The organism is Mycobacterium sp. 3519A (genome assembly GCF_900240945.1).
Taxonomy (GTDB): domain Bacteria; phylum Actinomycetota; class Actinomycetes; order Mycobacteriales; family Mycobacteriaceae; genus Mycobacterium.
The window spans coordinates 2,784,122-2,805,803 of the sequence record NZ_OESG01000014.1; the positions used below are offsets into that span (position 1 = coordinate 2,784,122).

Here is a 21,682-nt window from a genome sequence, read left to right on the forward strand (position 1 = left end):
GTCCATGCGACTTTCCGTTCTCGACCTGGTGCCGGTGCGCACAGACCAGACGACGTCCGATGCCCTGGCTGCGACCACGCACCTCGCACAGACGGCCGACCGCCTCGGTTACACCCGCTACTGGATCGCCGAACACCACAACATGCCTGCGGTGGCCGCCACCAGCCCACCGGTGCTGATCGCGCACCTGGCCGCGCAGACGTCGCAGCTGCGACTCGGGTCGGGCGGGGTGATGCTGCCCAACCATGCGCCGCTGGCCGTCGCGGAGCAGTTCGCCCTGCTCGAGGCGGCCCACCCCGGGCGCATCGACCTCGGGATCGGCAGGGCGCCGGGCTCCGATCCGGTCACGTCGCTGGCGCTGCGCGGCGCGGCGGGCCGCGACGACAGGGACATCGAGGCGTTCCCGCAGTATCTCGACGACGTGGTCGCGCTGATGGGCACCCGCGGCGTGCGGGTGCCGCTACCGCGGGACCTGATGCGCGAGAACTACATCCTCAAGGCGACACCGGCGGCGGCCTCAGAACCGAAGCTGTGGCTGCTTGGCTCGTCGATGTACTCCGCGCACCTGGCCGCGGCCAAGGGCCTGCCGTATGTGTTCGCACATCACTTCTCGGGGCAGGGCACCGCCGAGGCGTTGGAGGTCTACCGGTCGGAGTTCCGGCCGAGCGACCTGGCGCCCGAACCGCTGACATTCCTGACCGTCAACGCGGTGGTGGCCGAAACCCGGGACGAGGCAATGGCTTTGCTGCTGCCGAATCTGCAGATGATGGGCAGGCTGCGGACGGGTCAACCGCTCGGCGCGCTGGATCTGGTGGAGGACGCGCAGCGTCAGGTGATGACGCCGCAGGCACAGCGCGTGGTCGAGGGCGCGCTGCAGCGCGCGGTCGTTGGCACTCCGACGGAGGCGGCCGAGCAGGTGCGCGCGCTGGCTGAGCAGTTCGACGTCGACGAGGTGATGGTCAACCCGGTCGCGTCGGCGCACCGCGGGACGGATCCCGCGACGGCGCCGGCGCGCGACGTCACTCTCGAGCTGCTGGCCAAGGAGTTGTTCTGATATGGCGTGGTGATTGTCAATATGGGCAGGGTGAAGCGGCGGCCGCGACCGTCGCCGCGGCCGCCGCTTCGTTGACCAGATGAGTGTGTCGGTGGTGTCGAGCGTGTCGTGTCGACGCGTTGTCAGTCTGATATGCGCGGGTTGGTTACCGCAGGATCGGGACTTCGAGTCGGAGTTGGCCGCCATCTAGGGTCGAGCGTGATCATGTTGCTGGGCAACGCAATTGCTCATAGAACAGACGCGGATCACTCCGAGACGCTTGCCGTCACCGGCCGAGTTCGTCATCTGGACGCCGTGGGCTGGCTACTGGTCGAGTACCGCCAGCGACCAGCACCAGCCGGCCAGTTCTCTGGCCACCGCGATGTTGGCGACCACGGAACGTTTCCGGCGTTGATCGAAATTGGTCCACCGCTGATGCAGGCGTCGGTTGGCGGCTTGTCCGCGAGCCCGTGCCGCCGGGGACGCCAGATCCCAACGACGACGCAACATCGGCCCCGGCCGGTACGGGCTGCGGTGGTGCCACGCCGCTTCGACCAGCAGCCGTCGTACGTGCTTGTTGCCGGTCTTGGTCACCTCGCCCTGTACTCGACTGCTACCGGAAGAGCATTCGGACGGGACCAGGCCCAGGTAGGCACCAATGGTGCGGCCAGACAACCGGTGCCAGTCCCCGATCTCGGTCGCCAACCCGAACGCCGTCAGCGTGGCGATCCCGCGGATACATCCCAGCCGTCGCACCACGGGGGTGAACTCGCTATCGGCGGCCAGTGCCTCGATCGCTGCCTCCAACCGTTCCCGTCGATCCACACACGCCGTCATGGCGTCAAACGCAGCGTCATAGGTCAACTGCAATGCAGGCCTGTCGAAACGTTGCTGGCGCAACCACACCTCATGACGTCCGGTCCAGGTCTTCCCGTCGTAATACACGATTCCCTGCCGCAGAAGCAGTTTCGACAGCCGGTGCCGCGCGGCCATCAGATCGCCGCGGCAGTCTTCCCGTGCCCGCACCAGATCGCGGGCCGCTTCCTGCTCAGCGGTGGGGACCGTGACCGCGGTGATCTGACCGAGATGCAACAGCCGAGCCAGATGCGCGGCATCGCGAGCATCGGTCTTGACTCGATCCCCGGCCGGGCGGATCAGTTTCGAGGGCGCCGCGACCTGACACTCGATCCCCGCCGCCTCCAGGGCCCGTGCCAGACAGAATCCGGTCGGACCGGCCTCATAGGTCACCGCCACCGGTCCCGGTAAACCCTCGATCCACGAGAGGATGCCGCGATGGTCCGGTGTCAGCCGCCGCTCAACGACTTCACCGGTTTCCCGATCCAAACCGCACGCAACGACTGAACGTGCGTGCACATCCAAACCAACACTCGTACGCTCACGTATCACTGGGGCCTCCTACATCTGTGGCTCTACCGGCCAGGACCCGATTCCTGTCGGCAACCCACGTTCACATGCAGTGAGGCCCCAGCCTCCCCATACGATCTAGGGCGCTAAGGCTGCAGCACGACCACCGGGATCGGTCGCGACGTGCGCTTCTGGTACCCCTCATACCGGTTGGCGTTGTTCTTGTTGACGATCTGCCACAGTCGCGCGTAGTCCGGGTCCTCCGGTAGTACCGGCTTCGCGGTCCCCGCGAATCGCTTTGGGCCGACATTGATTTCGATGTTGGGATTGGCTTTGAGGTTGTGATACCAGCCCGGCGCCTTGGGGTCGCCGCCCTTCGACGCGACCACCAGGTAGTTGTCGCCGTCCTTGGCGTAGGTCAGCGAATTCGTCCGTTGGATCCCGGTCTTCGCGCCGACGGTGTGCAGCAGCAGGTTCGGCGGGGTGCCGGGCAGGATGCGGTGTCCGATCCGGCCGTTCGTGCCCTTGTAGATCTTGTCGTGCAACATCAGCAACGGCAGGCCGATGTACTTCTCCCATGCGGGCATCCCACTCATGTGGCTCAGTCTTGCGTAGCCGAGTCCAGTTCCGCTAGGGCCTCGCGCAACAACCGCCCGGACTCTTCGCGATCCGGATCCTTGCGCAGCAGCATGCCCTTGGCGAACGACAGCTTGTCGCCGTTCTGCCGGGGCAGCACATGCAGGTGGATATGAAACACCGACTGGAATGCGGCCTTGCCGTCGTTGATGACGACGTTGTTGCCGTCGGCGTGCAGCCCCGACCGGCGCGCGGCGCGGGCGATCCGCTGACCGATGCGCACCAGGTCGGCGACGGTGTCCGGCGGCGTGTCCGTCAGGTCGTCGGTGTGGCGTTTGGGGATGACCAGCGTGTGACCGCGGGTGAACGGGCGGATGTCGAGGATTGCCAGGTAGTCGTCGTCCTCGTAGATCCGGATGGCCGGAGCGTCGCCGGCGACGATCGCACAGAAAACACAGGACATTCCGCCACGTTAGCCACCGACGTTTTCCTTGGCCCACTCGGCCAAGCGGCGGTCGCGTTCGTCAGCGGAGACGTCCTCGACGCGGGTCATCACGGTCCAGCGCTGACCGAACGGGTCGAGGATCGAGGCGAACCGGTCGCCGGTGACGAAGGTCTGCGCAGGCTCGCGGATGGTCGCTCCCGCCTGCTCGGCCTTGGCGACGACTGCGTCGACGTCTTCGCAGTAGAGGGCCACCGAGTGGGTGGCCGGTGCCGCCGGGTCTGGTGCGGCGATCTGATAGGCCTCCGCCGGGTCACCGAGTTGCAGGCGGCCGTTGCCGAAGTCGAGTTCGGCGTGCGCGACCGTGCCGTCGGGGCCGTCCATTCGGTCGACCAGTTTGGCGCCGAACACCGACACGTAGAAGTCGATCGCGGCCGCCGCACCATCGACGCAGAGAAACGGGGTCAGGCTGGTGTAGCCCTCCGGAATTGCGTTGCTACTCATATCGGCATCGTCGCGCGGCGTCGCTCGGACGGTATTGGAAAAACGCGACTGGCTAGGCTGATCGGCGTGCTTGACGATGCCGACTTCGAAGACGAATTGACCGACGACACCGAAGACACCGAAGAGGACGACAACGGCCATACGCTCTCGATCCGCCGGGCAAACGGCGAGGAACTACTGACCGTGTTCTCGCCGGGCGAGCAGTGGAGCGCCTATCTGTCGCCTGGCGGAGGGATGACCAACGCATTCGTCGGGTCACCGGGTGATCCGCTCGTCTGGGTCAACGCGAACGACCGTCAGGTCGAGCGCGACGAAGACGGAACCTTCGTGATCCGCATCGACTAGTTCGTAGCCTGGTCTGTATGGGTGCTCGCAACGTCGTGGCACACGCCGCACCCGAACGCGGTGTGGTCGGTCGTGCGGCGTCCACCTCGGTGTTCGACCTCGAACGCTGGGCGCCGTCGGGCGATGCCGCCCGGTTTGTCGAGCACTACTGGTCGGTCCACTGGGACCTCGACGACCCGTTCGACAGCACGGTCATCACGTTCCCCGCGGTGCACCTGACGAACGAGTGGGGCGATGACGGGACGCGGCATGGCCACGCCCTGCCCGCCGTGCTGCTGCACGGGGTGGTGGAGCGAGTCTTCCGCACGACGATCCGCGGTACCGGCACCGTCGTCGGGGCCCGCTTCCACCCCGGTGGGTTCACGGCCCGCTACGGCCGCGACGCCGCATCGTTGACCGGCCGGGTGGAGCGCGCCGAGGAACTGCTGACCGATGCCCCGCAGGACGTCGAGAGTTGTGTGGCGGCAATGGAATCCGCGATCGGATCCGAAGCGCCGCTTGACGACACGTACGCGCTGCTGCGCCCGTTGGTGGAACGGATCCGCGACGACGACCGGCTGCACCGGGTGGAGCAGGTGATGCAGTTCTCGCCGTGGAGCGCGCGGACCACGCAGCGGGTGTTCCGCCGCTACGTCGGTGTGCCGGTCAAATGGGTGCTGTGCCGGTACCGGCTGCAGCAGGCCGCACTCGAGATCGAGAGCACTCCGGGCATCGACCATGCCGACCTGGCGGTTCGGCTCGGCTGGTACGACCAGGCGCACTTCATCAACGACTTCCGCGCCATGCTGGGCACCACACCGGGTGAATACGCTGCGGCCCATGGAAGTTAGGAGACTGCGTGGACAGCAATGAGCTCGCGTTCGCCGGTGCCGCTCAGCAGGCCCGGCTGCTCGCCGACGGTGTCATCACGGCGCCTGCCCTGCTGGACGTCTACCTCGACCGGATCCGCCGGATCGACCGCGAGCTGAGGTCATACCGCGTGGTGCTGACCGACAGTGCTCGAGAGGAGGCCGCCGCCGCGCAGGCCCGGTTGGTTGCGGGGGAGCGGTTGCCGCTGCTCGGCGTGCCGATCGCCATCAAGGACGACGTGGACGTCGCCGGTGAAGTGACGACCTACGGCACCGCCGCACACGGGCCCGCCGTGGGGCAGGATGCCGAGGCGGTGCGACGACTGCGGGACGCAGGCGCGGTCATCATCGGCAAGACCGCAGTGCCCGAGATGATGATCTACTCGTTCACCGAGACCGTCACGTATGGTGCCACCCGCAATCCATGGAATACCGACTACACGGCGGGCGGCAGTAGCGGTGGCAGCGGCGCGGCGGTGGCGGCCGGGTTGGCGTCGATGGCGCTGGGGTCCGACGGCATGGGGTCGATCCGGATTCCGTCGACGTGGTGCGGGCTGTTCGGGATCAAGCCGCAGCGCGACCGGGTGCCGCTGGCGCCGCACGACGACGCGTGGAACGGGTTGAGCGTCAACGGGCCGATGGCGCGGACGGTGGAGGACGCCGCGCTGTTTCTCGACGCGACGGCGCCGGGCAACGACTTCGTGGCGGCAGCCAACCGTCCGCCCGGCCGGTTGCGGATTGCGTTGAGCACCAAGGTTCCTCCGCCGCTGACCGCGCGCGTCGGTAAGGCGCAGCGGGCCGCGGTCGAGGAGGCGGGCGTGTTGCTGCGGGAACTGGGTCACGAGGTGGTGACGCGGGATCCCGATTATCCGCCGTCGGGGGTGTACGGGCAGGGTTTGCCGCGGTACTTCCGTGGGGTGGCCGACGACGTGGCGACGCTGCCACACCCGGGTCGGCTCGAACGCCGCACTCGCGCCTTTGCGAGGATCGGCGCGTTGATCTCGGATCGGCGGATGAACGCCATCCGCGGCGCGGAAAGCCAAGTGGCCGAACGTGTGCTGTCGATCTTCGACGACGTCGACGTGGTCGTCACACCCGGTACGGCGGCAGGTCCGTCGCGCGTCGGGGCGTACCAGCGGCGAGGCGCGATCGCGACATTGGCGCTCGTGGCACAGCGCGTCCCGTTCCAGGCCATGTTCAACGTGACAGGCCAACCCGCCGCGGTGGTGCCATGGGATCTGGACGGCGACGGTGTGCCGACCTCAATCCAGCTGGTGGGCAGGCCATCTGACGAGGCGACGTTGCTGTCGCTGGGGGCGCAGATCGAGCAGGCCCGGCCGTGGGCGCAGCGCCGCCCGCCGGTGTCTTAGCCCGTGATGGCGTCCCGCCATGCCGCCAGCTTGTCGACGTAGCGCATGGTCTGGGCGGGGCTGGTCGACGGCAGCCGCCGGTATTGATAGTCGGGTGCGACGCGCACCAGCCGGTTGAAGTTCCTCTCGGCGGCGGCGCCGTTGAACAACACCGCCTCGATGTCCGCATGCTCGGCGAAGAACTCGTGAAAGTCGTTGGCCACCATGCTGTCCGGCTCGACAGCCGAATCGAGGCTGCCAACGCGTCGACAGGACTTCAGCACATCCCACACCGCGACGCCGTGCACCGTCAGGCCCGCCGTTCGATCGTCATACGGCGCGCCCGCATCGAACCCGAAGATCTCGCCGGTGATCCGCCAGAACGCGTTGCGCGGATTGGCGTAATACTGCTGCGCGCCCAACGACATCACGCTCGGCATGTTGCCGAGGATCAGTATTCGGGTGCGGTCGCCGACGATCGGCGCGAAGCCGTACAGATCGGTGGACATGGTCCCGAATATTCCACCTCGGCGGTATACGTTGTGGCCGTGGCCGAAGACTTCGACATCGAAGCGTCCGGGCTGCTCGACGGTCTGGAGGGCAAAGCCCGCGACGAGCGCGCCGAGTTGATCCCCTGGCTGCTCGAGCAGGGCGTCACCGTCGAGCAGATCCGGAACAGCTACACGCCGGCACTGCTGGTGTCCCGTCGCATCCTCGGCGACGACGGCGTCTATGTCTCCGCCAGAGAGGCCAGCGAGAAGACCGGTATCGACCTCGACGTCCTCGAGCGCATCCAGCGCGCCATGGGACTGCCGACCGTCGACGATCCCGATGCGCCCGTGCTGCTGCGCGCCGACGCCCAGGCCGCCTCGTTCGCGCAAAAGGCCATCGATCTGGGCATCGGTCCTGACCATCTGGTTCAGATCACCAGGGTGCTCGCGGAAGGATTGTCGCGCACCACCGAGGTGATGCGATACGCCGTGCTGGCGTCGCTGGTGGACCCCACGGCGACGGAACTCCAGATAGCCAAGAACTCCGAGGCGTTGCTGCGGGAAATCGCCCCCATGCTCGGCCCGATGATCGAGGAGATGCTGCGGTTTCAACTGCGTCACCAGATGGAGACCGAGGCCGTCACCGCGCGCGAGCGGGCCGAGGGGCAACGTCTTCCCGGCGCCCGCCTCGTGACGATCGCGTTCGCGGATCTCGTCGGCTTCACCCGGCTCGGCGAAGCGGTGCCGCCGGAGGATCTGGAGCAACTGGCTCATCGGCTGGCCGATCTGGCGCACGAGGTGGCGGTCCCGCCGGTGCGCTTCATCAAGACCATCGGCGACGAGGTGATGTTCGTGAGTCCGGAGCCCGCCGCCCTCCTGGACGCGGTGCTGAGCCTCGTCGATGCCACCGAAGGTGACGAGGATCTGCCCCGTCTGCGCGCGGGGATGGCCACCGGCATGGCGGTGAGCAGGGCCGGGGACTGGTTCGGTAGTTCGGTGAACCTCGCCAGCCGCGTCACCGGGGCAGCGCGGCCCGGATCCGTACTGACGTCGGAATCGGCGCGCGAGGCGATCGGCGAGGACGACCGGTTCACGTGGTCATTTGCCGGAGCGCGGCGTCTGAAAGGGATCAAGTCGGAGGTCAAGCTGTTCCGCGCACGACGGGCGGGCGATTGATTTCCCCTCCCACTCTCAATCTATAGCGCATAGGGGGGCTTGCGGCAAGACCCCGGTTGTGATTGAAAATGCCTGCCCGAAGCCAAAATTCGGGAATGAGGGCAGTGAAATTGCGTGTGTTGTTGTCGACGTGGGGATCGCGCGGGGACGTCGAACCACTCTTGGGTCTCGCGGTGCGACTGCAGGAACTGGGCGCGGAAGCGCTGCTGTGCGCACCTCCGGACTTCGCGGAGATGGCGGCCCGCGTCGGTGTCGGAATGGTGCCTGCGGGCCTGTCGGTGCGGGCGCTCGTGCACGGAAAGGACGGGGCGAAACCGTCGACACCCGCCGACGCCCCGCGCGTCGCGGCGGCGTTGGTAGCCGCGCAGTTCGAAACGGTGGGTCCAGCCGCCGAGGGGTGTGACGCGGTGCTGGCGACGGGGTTGATGCCTGCTGGCGTGCGGTCGGTCGCCGAGAAGCGGGGAATTCCGTATGTGCTCGCGGCCTTCCATACGGGTTCGTTTCCGTCGCCAGATCGCGCGCCGCTACCGAGGCCCGGTAAACCGTTTCCGCCCGGCGAGACGGACAACCGGGTGCTCTGGCAGATCGACGCCGAGCGCGTCAATGCGTTGTACCGCGAACCGCTCAACACCCATCGCGTGGCACTCGGTCTGCCGCCGGTCGACGATGTCCGCGAGCATGTCTTCACCGATCAGCCGTGGCTGGCGACCGATCCGGTGTTGGCGCCGTGGCCCGGTTCGCCGTGTCTGGACGTCGTGCAGACCGGCGCGTGGATGCTGCCCGACGATCGTCCGCTGCCTGCCGATCTGGCCGGCTTCCTGGACGCCGGAGAGCCGCCGGTATACGTCAGCCTGGGTAGCGTCCGCGCCCCGGCAGACCTCGCCTCGGTGGCCATCGAGGCGATTCGCAGGCACGGCCGCCGCGTGGTGATCGGCCGCGGATGGGCCGACCGGAACCTCACCGACGACGGCGACGACTGCCTGGCCGTCGGCGAGGTGAACCACCAAGCGCTGTTCCGGCGGGTGGCCGCCGTCGTACACCACGGCGGCGCGGGAACCACGACCACGGCGGCCGGCGCCGGTGTGCCGCAGGTCGTCGTCCCGCAGTTCGCGGACCAGCCGTACTGGGCAGGCCGGGTCGCAGAACTGGGCATCGGTGCCGCCCACGACGGCCCGACGCCGACGGTCGACTCGCTGTCGTCGGCGCTCGCGACGGCGCTGGCGCCCGGGACCCGCGCGCGGGCAATCGAGGTGGCCGGTCTGGTCCGCACCGACGGGGCGACGGTCGCCGCGGAGCGGCTGATTGCGCTCGCCCGAGCCGGTGGGTCTCAGGTCAGCAAGCCGAGCTGACGGTAGATGTCGCGACGCACCACCGCGGTCTTCGAATAGATAGGCAGGCCGCCGAGCGGCCAGTCGTGGGGCAATCCGGCGCCCACCACCATCGAGATCGGTGCGCCGATGTCGACCGCGCGCTGGTGCAGCAGCAGATTGTCGGGCAATAGGAACTCGACCCCTCCGACATACATCGTCGTCGGCGGAAGCGCTTGCAGCACTTCGGTTTCCATGAACAACGGACTGATCCGCGGGTCCTCCCCGTCGGTGATGCCGTCCCATGCGTGACTGTTGTCCACATAGAATTCCAGGTGGTTGATATCGAAGAATGGGTCGTCGATGAGGTAGATGTCGGGGTTGTAGTTCGCTGAATAATTTGCCTGGCCCGACAGGAGCACCATGCTGGCCGGCACCGGATCGCCGCGCAGGATCAGGTCGCGCACCGCCCCGAACGCGAGGGTCACTCCACCCGAGTCGGCGTAGATGCTGACGTTCTCGGCGCCGTACTTGTCGATCTGCTGGGAGATGAAGTCCGCCATCACAGGTTGCACCTTGAGGATGGCACCCTCGGGGCCGGTCGCCAGCGGGTATATCGGCACGACGACGGTCGCGCCGGTGTTGCGGGCCATCTGGGTGTAGTCGATCCAGTGCTCGATGTTCGGTTCGAGGATGGAGGCCCCGCCATGGATGGCGATGACGGCCTTGTCCGTCGGATCAGGCGGCGTGAATGTCCAAACCTTCCAGACGTTTCCTGGCGAAATCTCGTACTGCGTCTTCCGCGCGTCCAGCCCGAAGGCCAGGAAGAACGGCGGGTCCTGGCTGGACAGCAACGTGCCGACGATCCCGCCGAAATCCAGGCCGAAGAAATGGAAGACATCGCGCGCCACCCGCAGGCCGGAGACGATCAGCTTGTCGATCAGGTTTGGCGGGCCGGTATAGGTCAACGAGTTCTGCACGGTCTGCGCCTGCAGATCCGTGGCCGGTTCCGTGGCGGAGGGGTCAACGACGCGCGCCTGGCTCGTCGTCGGAAGGCTGACCTTTGCGTCGGTCACCGACCGCGGCGCCAGAGCGGTCCCGAATTCGCGTCGCGCGAACGCCAACAGCGACCACGCCGCCGGCGCACCGGCCGGTGCTTCCGGCCCATCGTCGGCGGCTGACGGACTGAGCGCGCCGGTGACGAGCCCCACCACATCGGGGGACACGGCGGCGGGTTTGGCGGGATCGACCGGATCGGAATCCGCCCGCGGTGAGATCTGTTGATGCGTGCGAGGTTTCGCCGCTGACACGCTCGCGACGGGCGCGTCGTCTGCGATCGGCGCCGCCTCAGATTTCAGATCCGCGTCGTCACCTTTCGACGGTGCCGAGTCTTCCGACGTGGTGCGGGATATGTGTGTTGTTTTTCTCGCCGGAGGAGTTGTGGCCCTTTTATCGGCACGCGATCTGCCGTTGGGTTTGTGCCGAGGCGGTGTCGAAGTGCTCAGGTCAGGGATCGAAGGCTCCGCTGGCGTCGCGGTCGGGGTCTTGGTGCGACCGGGTGAATCGCCGGTAGCAGGACCCGCCCCGGAGGCGTCGGCGCTAAGACCCGCCGACGACGGGTCGGATGACGAGTCTGCCGGCTTGGCTTCGGCGGCCGCCTGGCTGGAAAGTACCGCCGCTCCGACGCCAACTGTGATCAGTAAGCCGGCGAATCTACTCATACCCCACCGCCTCCTTGGCAAAGGTTAGGCAAAGGTTAGGGCGATCACCAGCGATCTGATGGCGAAACCAGCAAATTAGCGGTACTCGACAGAAGATGACCCGTGGTCAGCGTGACGGGCGGAACCGGCGCAGCCGCAGGCTGTTGCTGACCACGAAGACGGAGCTGAACGCCATCGCCGCGCCGGCGATCATCGGGTTGAGCAGCCCCGCCGCGGCAAGGGGCAGAGCAGCGACGTTGTACGCGAACGCCCAGAACAGGTTGCCCTTGATCGTCGTCAATGTCCTGCGCGACAACCGGATTGCGTCGGGGACCGCGCGCAGATCGTCGCGCACCAAGGTGAGGTCGCTGGCCTCGATCGCGACGTCGGTGCCGCTGCCCATCGCCAGGCCGAGATCCGCCTGCGCCAGCGCCGCGGCATCGTCGACGCCGTCGCCGACCATCGCCACGACTCTGCCCTCGCCCTGCAGACGTTTGACCGCAGCAACCTTCTCCTGAGGCAGCACCTCGGCGATGACCTCGTCGACGCCCACCTGCCTGGCGATCACCCGGGCCGCCGCGTCGTTGTCGCCGGTCAGCATGATCGGCGTGAGGCCCATCTGCCGAAGCTCGGCGATCGCCTCGACCGACGTCGGCTTCACCGCATCGGCAACGACGAGCACCCCGCGCGCCCGGCCATCCCAGCCGACGGTCACCGCGGTCTTGCCTTCGGATTCGGCTTCCCGTACCGCCTGCGCGAGTGGCTCAGGCAGGTCGAACAGCCGCCGTCGCCCGACCACCACGTCGTGCCCGGCCACGCGGCCCTGCACACCCAGCCCTTCCAGGTTCCTGAACTCGGCCACGCTCGGCAGGTCGCCCACCTTGTCGCGCGCTCCGGACGCGATCGCCTTGGCAATCGGGTGCTCCGACGAATCCTCCAGCGCCCCAGCCAATCGCAGGACTTCATCGGGTTGTTCACCGTCGGGCGTGATCACGTCCAGCAGCGTCATCGTCCCGGTGGTCACGGTGCCCGTCTTGTCCAGCACGACGGTGTCGATGCGGCGGGTGGACTCGAGCACCTCGGGACCCTTGATCAGAATCCCCAGCTGTGCGCCGCGCCCGGTGCCGACCATCAGCGCGGTGGGCGTGGCCAGCCCCAGCGCGCACGGGCACGCGATGATCAGCACCGCCACCGCAGCGGTGAAGGCCGCCGCGACCGGGCCGCCCGCGCCGATCCAGAAACCGAGCGTCGCCACCGACAGCGCGATGACGATCGGCACGAACACCCCGGAGATCTTGTCGGCCAACCGCTGCGCCGCGGCCTTACCGTTCTGCGCCTCCTCCACCAGACGTGCCATCTGGGCCAGCTGCGTGTCGGAGCCGATCCTGCTGGCCCGCACCACAAGCCGTCCGTCGACGTTGACGGTTGCGCCGACCACACGGTCGCCTGGCTGCACATCGACTGGCACCGATTCACCGGTGAGCATCGAGGCGTCGACGGCCGATGCGCCGTCGACCACCACACCGTCGGTCGCGATCTTCTCGCCCGGGCGCACCACGAACTCGTCGCCCACCGCCAGCTGCTCGACCGGAATGCGTTGTTCGACACCATCTCTGAGCACCGCGACGTCCTTGGCGCCGAGTTCGAGCAGCGCCTCCAACGCTGCGCCCGCACGTCGTTTGGCCCGCGCTTCGAAATAGCGTCCCGCGAGGATGAACGTGGTCACCCCGGCCGCGGCTTCGAGGTAGATGTTGCCGGTGCCGTCGGTACGCGCGATCGTCAACTCGAACGCATGCTTCATCCCCGGCATGCCTGCGGTTCCCCAGAACAGCGCGTACACCGACCAACCCAGCGCGGCCAACGTGCCCATCGAGATCAGCGTGTCCATGGTCGCGGTGCCGTGCCGCAGGTTCGTCCACGCCGCCTTGTGGAACGGCCACGCCCCCCACACCACCACCGGCGCCGCGAGCGCCAACGACAGCCATTGCCAGTACGTGAACTGTAGTGCGGGCACCATCGCCATCGCGACCACGGGAACCGTCAACGCCGCCGAGATCAGCAGTCGTTGCCGAACCGACGCCGTCGGATCCGCGATCGCTTCGGCGGGCTCCTCGGGCAGATGCGCTTGATAGCCCGCGTCTTCCACGGTCGCCACCAATTCTGCGGGTGTCACCTCGCCGCCGTATTCGACGTGCGCCTTCTCGGTGGCGAAGTTGACCGTCGCGGTCACCCCGTCGATTTTGTTGAGCTTCTTCTCGATTCGATGGGCACATGACGCACACGTCATGCCGTCAATCGACAACTCGACCGACGTCATGACGGATCACCCTCGTCGACGGACACCGTGAACGCCGCGGTGCGGACCACGCCCGCATGCTGGAAGTCGAGAAACAGTCGGTATTTGCCCCCACTGGGGAAGGTGGTGTGGAAGCCGATGTCGGGTCCTGCCGACGCGTCGCCCATCGGATGGACATGCAGATACTCCAGATCGGCCGCACGCAACGCCACCAGATGACCGTAGGCACCCAGATATGGCTGCAGATCGGTGACCGGTTTGCCGTCGCGAGTCACCGTCATGGTCAGCATCGACGGCTCGTCGGCACTGGTTGTCCCGCGCAGCGTCACCGTGTATCCGTCGACTACCGACGTCGCCGCGACCGGCGGTAGCGGCAGCGGCTGGTAGTTGCCGCCGACGTGCACGTTGGCCGCCAGCGTCTGTCCGTCACCGCCTGCGGGAGTGAAGTCGGCGAACACCCGGTAGTCGCCCGCAGCGCTGAAATCGACTGGTACCCGCCATGTTCCATCAGCGCCAAGCGTTGGATGCACATGGGCGAACCTGGTCAGGTCGCTGCGGACGACGATGAAATGCAATAGCTTCTCGTGGTTTTCCACGTAGTGGGTGACCGGTGTGCCTGCGGCGTCGAGAATCCGGAACTGCATTCCCACGTTGGCCGCGGCCTGAAACAGGTTGTTGTCCAACTCGAGACGGTAGGTCGCGTCGTGCGCGTCCTGGGTCGCCTCGTGGCTGGGCGCCTGGCGCACCTCGGGGCCGATGGCCCTGCCGACGAACACGGCCGCGACGAACACCACCGCCAGGCCGACGACGAACGTCGCCAACTTCTGCGGGGCGTTCATCAGGCCGCCAACTGGTAGCCGGCTTCCTCGACGGCGTTCCTGATCGCGGCGTCGGCGACCGGACCCTCGCTCTGGATGATCACTGTGCCGGTGCCAAGATCGACGTCGACGGCGTGCACGCCGGGAATCTCGCCGAGCTCCTCACGCACCGAGGCCGCGCAGCCGCCGCAATTCATGCCCGTGACGGTCACCGTGGTTGTGCTCATAAGTCATGTGTACCATACCCCCCTAGGGTATTCAACGTGTAGAAAGGACCCATGGCTATCTGGAAGCGAACGACCCTGATCGGAACCGGCGCCCTGGTGGCGTTGGCCGTTCTGACCGGCTGTGGCGGCTCCAATGAAACCGAGCATCCGGCCACGCACACTTCGTCGGCCACCGCGGCGGCCGAGGCCCACAACGACGCGGACGTGATGTTCGCCCAACACATGATCCCGCACCATCAGCAGGCCATCGAGATGAGCGACATGCTGCTCGCCAAACAGGGCATCGATCCGCGCGTCATCGACCTGGCCAACCAGATCAAGGCCGCCCAGGGTCCCGAGATCCAGCAGATGCAGGGCTGGCTGACACAATGGGATAGCCCCGCGATGCCGCCGATGTCCGGACACGACATGCCGGGCATGCAAGGCATGATGTCGGACGCGGACATGACGGCGTTGACGAACGCGCAAGGTGCCGAGGCGTCGAAACTGTTTCTGATGCAGATGATCTCGCATCACGAAGGCGCGATCACCATGGCGCAGAGCGAGATCAAGGACGGGCAGTACCCCGCCGCGATAGACCTGGCGAAGACCATCGAGACGACTCAGCAGAAGGAGATCGACACGATGCGAGGCCTGCTGGCCACCCTCTAGTTTCTGCGACGCTGAGTGCAACATTGAGCTAAGTCCGGAACTGCGCAGCCAGCGTCCGCTTGTCGACCTTCTCGCCCGCCAGCGTCGGCAACGGTTCGCCGCGGATCTCCCAGCGTGTCGGTATCGCGAAGTAGGCCACCACTCCGTCGAGGTGACGACGCAGTTCCTCCTCGGTCGGCGGGCGGGCATCCGGCCTGTGCACGACGACGGCGGCCAACTCCTCGCCGAGGTCCGGATGGGGAAGTCCGATGGCAGCGACCTCGACGACCGACGGATGAGTGGCTATCGCCGCCTCGACGTGTGGGCACGCGATGTTCTCTCCGCCGCGGATCACGACGTCTTTGCTGCGGCCGTCGATGAACAGATAGCCGTCCTCGTTGAGGTGGCCGAGATCGCCGGTGTGCAGCCACCCATCGGAATCGACTGTGCCGTCGTCGATTCCGGCATAGCCGCGCATGACCGAGGGGGAGCGGGCCAGCACTTCGCCGACACCGTCGGCATCGGGTCGGTCGATCTTGAGTTCCACCACGGGATAGGGCCGCCCGACCGTACCCGGGTAGCGCTCCAGGTCGCTGCCGACGGCCATCGTCAAAAAGCCGCCCGCTTCGGTCATTCCCCACGTGTTGGCTAGACCGCGGCGGCGCAACCCCGGCATCTTCGCGCGGATCCGGTCCAGCAGCGCGGCGGTGACCTGCGCGCCGCCCAGCGGCCACGACCGCAGACTGGACAAATCGTATGCGTCGAAGTCGGGGTGCTCGATCACCCGGATCGCCATCGTCGGGACCGCGCCCCACGATTGCACCTGCTCGGTCTGGATCAGCTCGAGAATCTGCTTCGGGTCAAAGCGGCCTTCTGTCAACACGATCCGGCCACCCGTGAGGAACTGTGTGATCAGGTTCGAGAGCCCGCCGACGTGAAACATCGGCGTACTCGCGAGACTCACCACCTGAGGCGAGGACACGTCCAGTCGGTCCGGTAACCGACCGCTGCGCAGCAGGATGCTGTGCTGGTTGCAGATCACGGCCCGGCGGGACAGCTCAACGGCTTTCGGCATCCCCGAACTGCCGGAGGTGAACAGGATGACCGCCACGGAATCCTCGTCCAGCTCGTCGACGGCGCCCTGGCCTGCCGCGTCGAAGCAAGCCCGCAGCGCGCCGATGTCGGTGGTGGCCATCGGCGCAAGCTCAGTGTCGCCGATGGCATGTGCAGGCGTCAGGAGCGTGACGGCGTGCTCGATCTCCCTGCCGCTCCACCACCGGTTGCCGAGCACCGGGACGGCGCCGACGGTCCACAGCGCCCACACCGCGAGCGCCCACTCCGGGCTGTTGTAGGCGAACAGGAGCACCCGGTCGCCGCGCGCTATCCCCAACTCGCGCAGGTATCGCCGCGCCGCGCGTATCGCTTCAATGAACGCGGCGTAGGTGATGCGTCGTCGCCCCTGGACCAGGAAGGTGCGTTCGCTCCAGCGCTGTGCGCCGTCGAGCAGTTCGGCGAATGTGGTCGGACGCGGTTGGTAAAGCAGGCCTGGATGCCCGGCGTAGTGACCGTCGACGACGTTGCTACCCCACACTGGCACGCTCGACACGCTAGTCGTCTGGCAGCATCTGCGGTCATGCGCATCCTCGTCCAGCGGGTGACATCGGCGTCGGTGACGGTCGACGGTGAGATCGTCGGCGCCATCGACCCGGACAGCCAGGGGCTGTTGGCCCTGGTCGGCGTCACACACGACGACGATCCGGCGAAGGCACAGCGGTTGGCCGAAAAGCTCTGGCAGCTAAGGATTCTCGACGGCGAGAAGTCGGCATCCGACGTCGGTGCGCCGATTCTCGTGGTCAGCCAGTTCACCCTCTACGCCAACACCGCGAAGGGTCGGCGCCCGACCTGGAACGCTGCCGCACCCGGCGCCGTCGCCGAGCCGCTTGTCACAGCCTTCGCCGACGCGCTGCGTGGCCTTGGCGCGCATGTCGAGACCGGGGTGTTCGGCGCGGACATGCAGGTCGCGCTGGTCAACGACGGCCCGGTGACCGTGCTTCTGGAGGCTTAGGCCGTCGCGACCGGTGGCGCGCCCTCGGATGGCTGCACGATGACGAAGCCCTGGCCGTAGAACGACACCTGCACCGCCTCACCCGAACCGCGACCGATCAGCGCACCGGCCTTGAAGCTCGTCTTCAACTGCGTCTGCAGATTCGCCGACCATGCCACCACCGCGTTGGTGTCGGCGAACGTCGGTGCCTCCGCGGCGTTCAGCACGACCGGCGGCCCGTCGGTGGTCAGCGCCACCCAACCGGTGCCGCGCAACGTGGTGTTGAACAGCCCGCCTGCCACCATGCTGCCGCCCCGCACCCGCTCGATGTTCCAGTCGAGACTCGACGAGAACGCCAGCACGTTCTTGCCGCTGATCGACAGCCCGGAGTTGTTGAGGTTCAGCAGGTGCACGTCGTAGGCGCGTTCGGCGAGGAACACGTCGCCCTGGCCCTGGCACCGCATCAACGGCAAACCCTCACCGGTCAGCGCCTTCTTGATGAACTTCGAGGCGCCGCCGCCCTCGAACGCGAAGTCCACGTTGCCTTGATAGGCGACCATCGAGCCCTGACGCGCCATGAACGGTTCGCCCAGGCGCACCCGCAACAGCTTCGAGTTCTGGTTGCCGATCGGTTTGGCTTCCTTCTCGCTGAAGCGTCCGTCGACCAGATCGCCGGTGATACCGGCGAATCCGTCGCCGACGGGGGCAGCCTGCTGTGGCATGGCCTGCGGCGAACCGCCTTGCCGCGGCCCACCCATCGGCGCCCGGCTGACCTGTCCGCGGTGCGACACCTGATCGGTCCAGCGTTGCCCGTCAAACCATCGGTATTCGTAGCGACCCTCGGGGTCGGGTTGCCAACTTCCAGGTCCAGTTCCTGTCATGGCGTCCAAATTAGTCGGCCTGCGGTGGCATTCTGAGGACATGGCAAAGGAAATCGACCGGGTCAGGGCGCAAAGCGCCGTCGCGGTCATCAAACAGCATCCGGGCATGGTGCTGTTCGCCGTCTCGCCGGTTCTCATCGGCGTCGGCTTGGTGTGGTGGCTGCTTAGTCCGACGTTGGCCGTGCTGCTGTTGATCGGGGCGGTGGTCGGCGGCGCCGCGGTGCTGCTCAGAAAGCGCTAGGTATCCGCGGTACGCGTAGTACCGCAGCGCTTGACGTGCGAGCGTCGAGATATGAACAACCCGTTTGCGAACCCCAGTGGCTGGCTCGGCAGGCTGGCGGGCCGGTTCATGCTGTGGACCAACAAGCACGACGATCTGATCGACGCCCTCGGCGTGCAACCGAACGACGACGTACTCGAGGTCGGCTACGGGCCGGGCGGGCTGATCAAACTGCTCGCCGAGCGCACCGACGCCGCGAGCATTCGAGGGGTCGATCCGTCGCCTGAGATGCGCGACCAAGCCCGCCGACTCAATCGAGAGGCGGTGCGCGACGGTCGCGTTCGACTCGACCTCGGCACCGCCGAACGCAGCGGTCTGCCCGACGCCAGCGTCGACCGCGTGGTCTCGGTACGCAACGTCGCGATATGGCCTGACCTCGAAGCCGGGGTGGCCGAATTGCATCGCGTGGTCCGCCCCGGCGGCGTGGTCGTGATCGCCTGGCACGGCGGTTCGGCGCCGAACCGGATCGCCAAACCGTTGCACCTGCCCCCCGAGAAGCTGGACCGCATCGAGCAGGTGCTGCGCGAGCGCTTCGGGCAGGTGACTCACGGCCAGACCAAGAGCCTCGAGGTGTTCACGGCCGTTCGCTCGCGGTGAAAGACCTACCAGCTGCGATGTAACGGTGTAATCATGTAATCATGCGACATCATCATCCTCATGGCCGACGGCCCGGCCGCCCCGGCGGCTGGCAGCAGGCCGAACAACCCGACGCAAGCGACGCCGCCGACTGGTTCGCCGGCCGGCTGCCCGACGGCTGGTTCGCCGGCGACCCGACGGTCGTCGTCGACCGCGACGAGATCACCGTCATCGGCCGCCTCCCCGAGGTGGACGGCGAAGAAAGCGAGGCCAGAGCCTCAGGCAGAGCCGCCCGGTTCCGCGAGGAGACCCGCGGTGAACGGATGCGGATCGCCGACGAGGCCGAAGCCCGTTACAACCGCAAGGTCGCGTGGGGCGTCGAGGTGGGAGGCGAACGAATCGTCTTCACCAACATCGCGGTACCGGTGATGACTCGGCTGCGGCAATCCGAACGGCAGGTGCTCGACACGCTGGTCGACGCCGGCGTCGCGCGGTCGCGCTCGGATGCGCTGGCCTGGTCGGTCCGCCTGGTCGGGGAGCATGCCGATGAATGGCTCGGCAAGCTGCGCGACGCGATGAAGAACGTCGACGATCTGCGTGCCGAAGGCCCTGGCCTCTAAACCCGTTCGATTCCGACGTACGACGAACTGAGCGCGGCGGTCTGCGACAGCGGATCGACGGGCCCGCCGTCGACCAGCAGGTTGCGGTTGGCGCCGTAGGATTCCGGCTGCGCCCCGCCGCGCGGATCGAAAACCCTTGACCCCCAGCCATGGTCGACGACAACCACGCCGCGCCTTGGCCGCTCGTCGACCGTCGCCGCCAGTTCGATCGCACCGACTTGCGAGAACAGCCTGACCTTATCGCCGTCGCTGATGCCGATCGCGGCCGCGTCGTCGGGATGGATCAGCACCTCGTTGCGTTTCCCGGACGGGTGCAGGCCCGGCAGTTCGTTGAGCCACGAGTTCATCGAATGCCGGTTACGCCGGTTCGCCAGCTGAAACGGATAGTCGGCGGGCGGCGCGGGGCATGGCTCGGCGAGCAATTCGCGCGCCCGCGCAACGAATTCCGGCGGCGCCGCGTGCACCTTCTTGTCGTCGGTGCGTAGCGCACTCCGGAAATGGCCGAACTCCCGCGGGCCCAACACCCAACCGTGCGGATGTGACAGCACGTCACGCCATTTGATCTTGCGGCCGTTGACCTTTCGGCTGGTGGCGATCACCAGACGGTCGATCCAGTGTGGACCGAACTCGAGCGACGGCTTGCGCGCCACCCGGGACAGCGTGCGCGTCGCCGTGATGAATCCGTTGAGCCCCTTGGCGCCGAACAGCGGCTTGCGCATGGCGATCGCGAGGTCGACGAAGATCCGCCATTCCTGTCGTGCGCCAGGCGGCGGTTCGACGGCCCGCGGCCCGTACTGCAGATACGGTTCGTCGTGCATGTTGCTCGTGAACGCGAGCAGGTCGTCGCGCTCCAACCAGTGCACGGCGGGCAGCAACCAATGCGCGTGCCGGTGGCTCTCGCGCTGCACGAAGTCGATGGCCACCAGCAGGTCCAGTTGCGCCAGCGCCTTGTCCAGCTTGGCGCCGTCAGGCCCGGACACCACCGGATTGCCGCAGTTGATCAACATCGCCCTGATCTGGCCCGGCCCGGGAGTCGTTATCTCGTCGGGCAATTCGCTGAGCGCATGCGCGCCAGCCACCATGGGCCGACCCGCCACCCTGCTGGTGTGGTCGGCCGCTTTGACCATGCCCGACAACCGGATCGCGTCGACGTAACCGGGCTCGAACCTGCGCCCGCCCGGCCGGTCCATCCGGCCGGTGATCACGTTGAGCACATGGCCGAGCCATTCCGCCACAGTGCCGGCAACGTGCAGCGACACCCCGGTCCGCGTCACCACCATCGCACCGCGTGCGGCGGCGAAATCCCGTGCCACTCCTTCGATCTGGACGCGGGGGATATCGCAGCGCGCCGCAAGGTCGTCCAGATCGGCGTCGGCGACGAGCCCGCGCAGGTCGTCGACTCCGGTGGCCAGTTCGGTGCAGTCCTGCCGGTGTTCGAGTCCTTCGTCGAGGATCACCTTCACCATGGCGAGCAGGAGCGCCCAGTCCTGTCCGGGGCGCACGGCCAGATGCACGTCGGCCTTCTCGGCGGTCTCGGTGCGCAGCGGGTCGACCACGACGATGGTCGCGCCCTGCTTCTGCCGGTTCAGCGCGCGCCGCCACCCGCCTGGCACGGTTTCCAGCCAATTCCATGCGCTCACAGCGGGATTGGTGCCGACGAGCACGAAGTAATCGCAGTTGTCGATGTCGGACACCGGGGCCATCAGCATTGACCCGTACATCGCCGCCGCGACGACGTGCATGGCGTTCTGGTCGACCGACCCGACGAAGTACCGGTTACGGGTGCCGACCGCGTCCAGCCAGGCGTTCATGAAGATGATGTTCGACGACGAGAAACCCGACGGGTTGCCGTAGTAGACCCCGATCGCGTCGGGGCCGTCGGCGTCGATGAGCGCGGTCATCCGCGTGGCGATGTCCGTGATCGCCTCGTCCCACGTCGACTCGACGTAACCGTCGCCGACGCGACGCATCGGGTTCAGGATCCGTCGCGGATGTTCGACGAGTTGGTTGGCGGTGCGGCCCTTGGCACAGAAGTCCTGCCAGGTGTGCGGGTTCTGTTTGTCGGCCGAGATCTTGGTGACGCGGTTGTCCTCAACCGTCACTTCCACACCGCACGACGCCAGGCAGTACCGGCAGAAGGTGTGCATGGTAGTGGCAGTCATGGACCGCACCCT

The 21,682-nt window shown here is 67.1% G+C and carries 23 protein-coding genes; 11 read left to right on the plus strand and 12 right to left on the minus strand.

Annotated elements, in window-relative coordinates; genetic code table 11:
- Positions 1–4: 4 nt before the first annotated feature.
- Positions 5–1,054 (plus strand): LLM class flavin-dependent oxidoreductase, encoded by a 1,050-nt coding sequence (locus C1A30_RS34655; RefSeq protein WP_101953106.1) that lies wholly within the window; start codon positions 5–7, stop codon positions 1,052–1,054.
- A gap of 303 nt (positions 1,055–1,357) precedes the next feature.
- Here the strand turns inward: C1A30_RS34655 and C1A30_RS34660 are convergent, their stop codons facing one another.
- The 4 genes from C1A30_RS34660 to C1A30_RS34675 all read right to left on the minus strand — a co-directional run bounded on the left by C1A30_RS34660 (position 1,358) and on the right by C1A30_RS34675 (position 3,920).
- Complete coding sequence (locus C1A30_RS34660) at positions 1,358–2,440, minus strand: IS110 family transposase (RefSeq protein ID WP_200828214.1); 1,083 nt, start codon at positions 2,438–2,440, stop codon at positions 1,358–1,360.
- 104 nt (positions 2,441–2,544) lie between these two features.
- On the minus strand, positions 2,545–2,994 hold the full coding sequence (locus C1A30_RS34665; protein WP_369974202.1) for a nitroreductase family deazaflavin-dependent oxidoreductase: 450 nt from the start codon (positions 2,992–2,994) through the stop codon (positions 2,545–2,547).
- A gap of 5 nt (positions 2,995–2,999) precedes the next feature.
- A complete protein-coding gene (locus C1A30_RS34670; protein WP_101952674.1) occupies positions 3,000–3,437 on the minus strand; it encodes an HIT family protein in 438 nt (145 codons plus the stop codon).
- A 9-nt stretch (positions 3,438–3,446) separates the two neighbouring features.
- Positions 3,447–3,920 (minus strand): glyoxalase/bleomycin resistance/extradiol dioxygenase family protein, encoded by a 474-nt coding sequence (locus C1A30_RS34675; protein ID WP_101953107.1) that lies wholly within the window; start codon positions 3,918–3,920, stop codon positions 3,447–3,449.
- A gap of 66 nt (positions 3,921–3,986) precedes the next feature.
- On the opposite strand from C1A30_RS34675, the gene C1A30_RS34680 reads away from it, so the two are divergent.
- Genes C1A30_RS34680 through C1A30_RS34690 form a run of 3 tightly spaced genes read left to right on the plus strand, consistent with a single transcriptional unit; the run spans position 3,987 to position 6,483 of the window.
- A complete protein-coding gene (locus tag C1A30_RS34680; protein ID WP_235010336.1) occupies positions 3,987–4,265 on the plus strand; it encodes a hypothetical protein in 279 nt (92 codons plus the stop codon).
- A 17-nt stretch (positions 4,266–4,282) separates the two neighbouring features.
- The gene (locus C1A30_RS34685; protein WP_101952675.1) at positions 4,283–5,095 is read left to right on the plus strand and encodes a helix-turn-helix domain-containing protein; all 813 of its coding nucleotides are present in this window, start codon (positions 4,283–4,285) and stop codon (positions 5,093–5,095) included.
- Positions 5,096–5,103: 8 nt separating this feature from the next.
- The gene (locus tag C1A30_RS34690) at positions 5,104–6,483 is read left to right on the plus strand and encodes an amidase (RefSeq protein ID WP_101952676.1); all 1,380 of its coding nucleotides are present in this window, start codon (positions 5,104–5,106) and stop codon (positions 6,481–6,483) included.
- Here C1A30_RS34690 and C1A30_RS34695 read toward each other — a convergent pair.
- Positions 6,480–6,971: a DNA-deoxyinosine glycosylase gene (locus tag C1A30_RS34695; protein ID WP_101952677.1), complete on the minus strand. Its 492-nt coding sequence runs from the start codon at positions 6,969–6,971 to the stop codon at positions 6,480–6,482. The genes C1A30_RS34690 and C1A30_RS34695 overlap by 4 nt on opposite strands.
- A gap of 39 nt (positions 6,972–7,010) precedes the next feature.
- Between C1A30_RS34695 and C1A30_RS34700 the strand changes: the two genes are divergently transcribed.
- Positions 7,011–8,129: an adenylate/guanylate cyclase domain-containing protein gene (locus C1A30_RS34700; protein WP_101953109.1), complete on the plus strand. Its 1,119-nt coding sequence runs from the start codon at positions 7,011–7,013 to the stop codon at positions 8,127–8,129.
- Positions 8,130–8,239: 110 nt separating this feature from the next.
- A complete protein-coding gene (locus C1A30_RS34705) occupies positions 8,240–9,478 on the plus strand; it encodes a glycosyltransferase (protein WP_101953110.1) in 1,239 nt (412 codons plus the stop codon).
- Here the strand turns inward: C1A30_RS34705 and C1A30_RS34710 are convergent.
- The 4 genes from C1A30_RS34710 to C1A30_RS34725 form a co-directional block, all read right to left on the minus strand.
- Positions 9,457–10,746, minus strand: coding sequence for an alpha/beta hydrolase fold domain-containing protein (locus C1A30_RS34710; protein ID WP_101952678.1), 1,290 nt, complete (start codon positions 10,744–10,746; stop codon positions 9,457–9,459). The genes C1A30_RS34705 and C1A30_RS34710 overlap by 22 nt on opposite strands.
- Positions 10,747–11,263: 517 nt before the next feature.
- A complete protein-coding gene (locus C1A30_RS34715) occupies positions 11,264–13,453 on the minus strand; it encodes a cation-translocating P-type ATPase (RefSeq protein ID WP_101952679.1) in 2,190 nt (729 codons plus the stop codon).
- The gene (locus C1A30_RS34720; RefSeq protein WP_101952680.1) at positions 13,450–14,271 is read right to left on the minus strand and encodes a hypothetical protein; all 822 of its coding nucleotides are present in this window, start codon (positions 14,269–14,271) and stop codon (positions 13,450–13,452) included. The genes C1A30_RS34715 and C1A30_RS34720 overlap by 4 nt, the downstream gene beginning before the upstream one ends.
- A complete protein-coding gene (locus C1A30_RS34725; protein WP_101952681.1) occupies positions 14,271–14,477 on the minus strand; it encodes a heavy-metal-associated domain-containing protein in 207 nt (68 codons plus the stop codon). Before C1A30_RS34725 ends, C1A30_RS34720 begins: the two co-directional genes overlap by 1 nt.
- A 51-nt stretch (positions 14,478–14,528) precedes the next feature.
- Here C1A30_RS34725 and C1A30_RS34730 point away from each other — a divergent pair, with 51 nt between their 5' ends.
- Positions 14,529–15,128, plus strand: coding sequence for a DUF305 domain-containing protein (locus C1A30_RS34730; protein ID WP_101952682.1), 600 nt, complete (start codon positions 14,529–14,531; stop codon positions 15,126–15,128).
- 28 nt (positions 15,129–15,156) lie between these two features.
- Here the strand turns inward: C1A30_RS34730 and C1A30_RS34735 are convergent, their stop codons facing one another.
- Entirely contained in the window at positions 15,157–16,704 is a 1,548-nt protein-coding gene (locus tag C1A30_RS34735) for a class I adenylate-forming enzyme family protein (RefSeq protein WP_235010337.1), read from the minus strand.
- A gap of 36 nt (positions 16,705–16,740) precedes the next feature.
- Between C1A30_RS34735 and dtd the strand changes: the two genes are divergently transcribed.
- Positions 16,741–17,172, plus strand: coding sequence for a D-aminoacyl-tRNA deacylase (dtd, locus tag C1A30_RS34740; protein WP_101952684.1), 432 nt, complete (start codon positions 16,741–16,743; stop codon positions 17,170–17,172).
- Here dtd and C1A30_RS34745 read toward each other — a convergent pair.
- Positions 17,169–18,032, minus strand: a complete 864-nt coding sequence (locus tag C1A30_RS34745) for an AIM24 family protein (RefSeq protein ID WP_101952685.1) — start codon at positions 18,030–18,032, stop codon at positions 17,169–17,171. The two genes, dtd and C1A30_RS34745, sit on opposite strands and share 4 nt — an antisense overlap.
- A 40-nt stretch (positions 18,033–18,072) precedes the next feature.
- Between C1A30_RS34745 and C1A30_RS34750 the strand changes: the two genes are divergently transcribed.
- The 3 genes from C1A30_RS34750 to C1A30_RS34760 are packed head-to-tail and all read left to right on the plus strand — an operon-like array spanning position 18,073 to position 19,508.
- Complete coding sequence (locus tag C1A30_RS34750) at positions 18,073–18,273, plus strand: hypothetical protein (RefSeq protein WP_101952686.1); 201 nt, start codon at positions 18,073–18,075, stop codon at positions 18,271–18,273.
- Positions 18,274–18,324: 51 nt separating this feature from the next.
- Positions 18,325–18,909, plus strand: coding sequence for a class I SAM-dependent methyltransferase (locus C1A30_RS34755; protein ID WP_101952687.1), 585 nt, complete (start codon positions 18,325–18,327; stop codon positions 18,907–18,909).
- Between the two features lie 41 nt (positions 18,910–18,950).
- Positions 18,951–19,508, plus strand: a complete 558-nt coding sequence (locus C1A30_RS34760; RefSeq protein WP_101952688.1) for a hypothetical protein — start codon at positions 18,951–18,953, stop codon at positions 19,506–19,508.
- On the opposite strand, the gene C1A30_RS34765 is transcribed toward C1A30_RS34760, so the two are convergent.
- Entirely contained in the window at positions 19,505–21,670 is a 2,166-nt protein-coding gene (locus C1A30_RS34765; protein WP_101952689.1) for a molybdopterin-dependent oxidoreductase, read from the minus strand. The two genes, C1A30_RS34760 and C1A30_RS34765, sit on opposite strands and share 4 nt — an antisense overlap.
- Between the last annotated feature and the right edge of the window lie 12 nt (positions 21,671–21,682).

Excerpts from the sequence above, each read along its gene's own strand:
- C1A30_RS34655 (WP_101953106.1), top strand. The coding sequence starts at position 5 with ATGCGACTTTCCGTTCTCGACCTGGTGCCGGTGCGCACAGACCAGACG.
- C1A30_RS34665 (WP_369974202.1), bottom strand. The coding sequence starts at position 2,994 with ATGAGTGGGATGCCCGCATGGGAGAAGTACATCGGCCTGCCGTTGCTG.
- C1A30_RS34670 (WP_101952674.1), bottom strand. The coding sequence starts at position 3,437 with ATGTCCTGTGTTTTCTGTGCGATCGTCGCCGGCGACGCTCCGGCCATC.
- C1A30_RS34675 (WP_101953107.1), bottom strand. The coding sequence starts at position 3,920 with ATGAGTAGCAACGCAATTCCGGAGGGCTACACCAGCCTGACCCCGTTT.
- C1A30_RS34685 (WP_101952675.1), top strand. The coding sequence starts at position 4,283 with ATGGGTGCTCGCAACGTCGTGGCACACGCCGCACCCGAACGCGGTGTG.
- C1A30_RS34695 (WP_101952677.1), bottom strand. The coding sequence starts at position 6,971 with ATGTCCACCGATCTGTACGGCTTCGCGCCGATCGTCGGCGACCGCACC.
- C1A30_RS34715 (WP_101952679.1), bottom strand. The coding sequence starts at position 13,453 with ATGACGTCGGTCGAGTTGTCGATTGACGGCATGACGTGTGCGTCATGT.
- C1A30_RS34720 (WP_101952680.1), bottom strand. The coding sequence starts at position 14,271 with ATGAACGCCCCGCAGAAGTTGGCGACGTTCGTCGTCGGCCTGGCGGTG.
- C1A30_RS34725 (WP_101952681.1), bottom strand. The coding sequence starts at position 14,477 with ATGAGCACAACCACGGTGACCGTCACGGGCATGAATTGCGGCGGCTGC.
- C1A30_RS34730 (WP_101952682.1), top strand. The coding sequence starts at position 14,529 with ATGGCTATCTGGAAGCGAACGACCCTGATCGGAACCGGCGCCCTGGTG.
- dtd (WP_101952684.1), top strand. The coding sequence starts at position 16,741 with ATGCGCATCCTCGTCCAGCGGGTGACATCGGCGTCGGTGACGGTCGAC.
- C1A30_RS34745 (WP_101952685.1), bottom strand. The coding sequence starts at position 18,032 with ATGACAGGAACTGGACCTGGAAGTTGGCAACCCGACCCCGAGGGTCGC.
- C1A30_RS34750 (WP_101952686.1), top strand. The coding sequence starts at position 18,073 with ATGGCAAAGGAAATCGACCGGGTCAGGGCGCAAAGCGCCGTCGCGGTC.
- C1A30_RS34755 (WP_101952687.1), top strand. The coding sequence starts at position 18,325 with ATGAACAACCCGTTTGCGAACCCCAGTGGCTGGCTCGGCAGGCTGGCG.
- C1A30_RS34760 (WP_101952688.1), top strand. The coding sequence starts at position 18,951 with ATGCGACATCATCATCCTCATGGCCGACGGCCCGGCCGCCCCGGCGGC.
- C1A30_RS34765 (WP_101952689.1), bottom strand. The coding sequence starts at position 21,670 with ATGACTGCCACTACCATGCACACCTTCTGCCGGTACTGCCTGGCGTCG.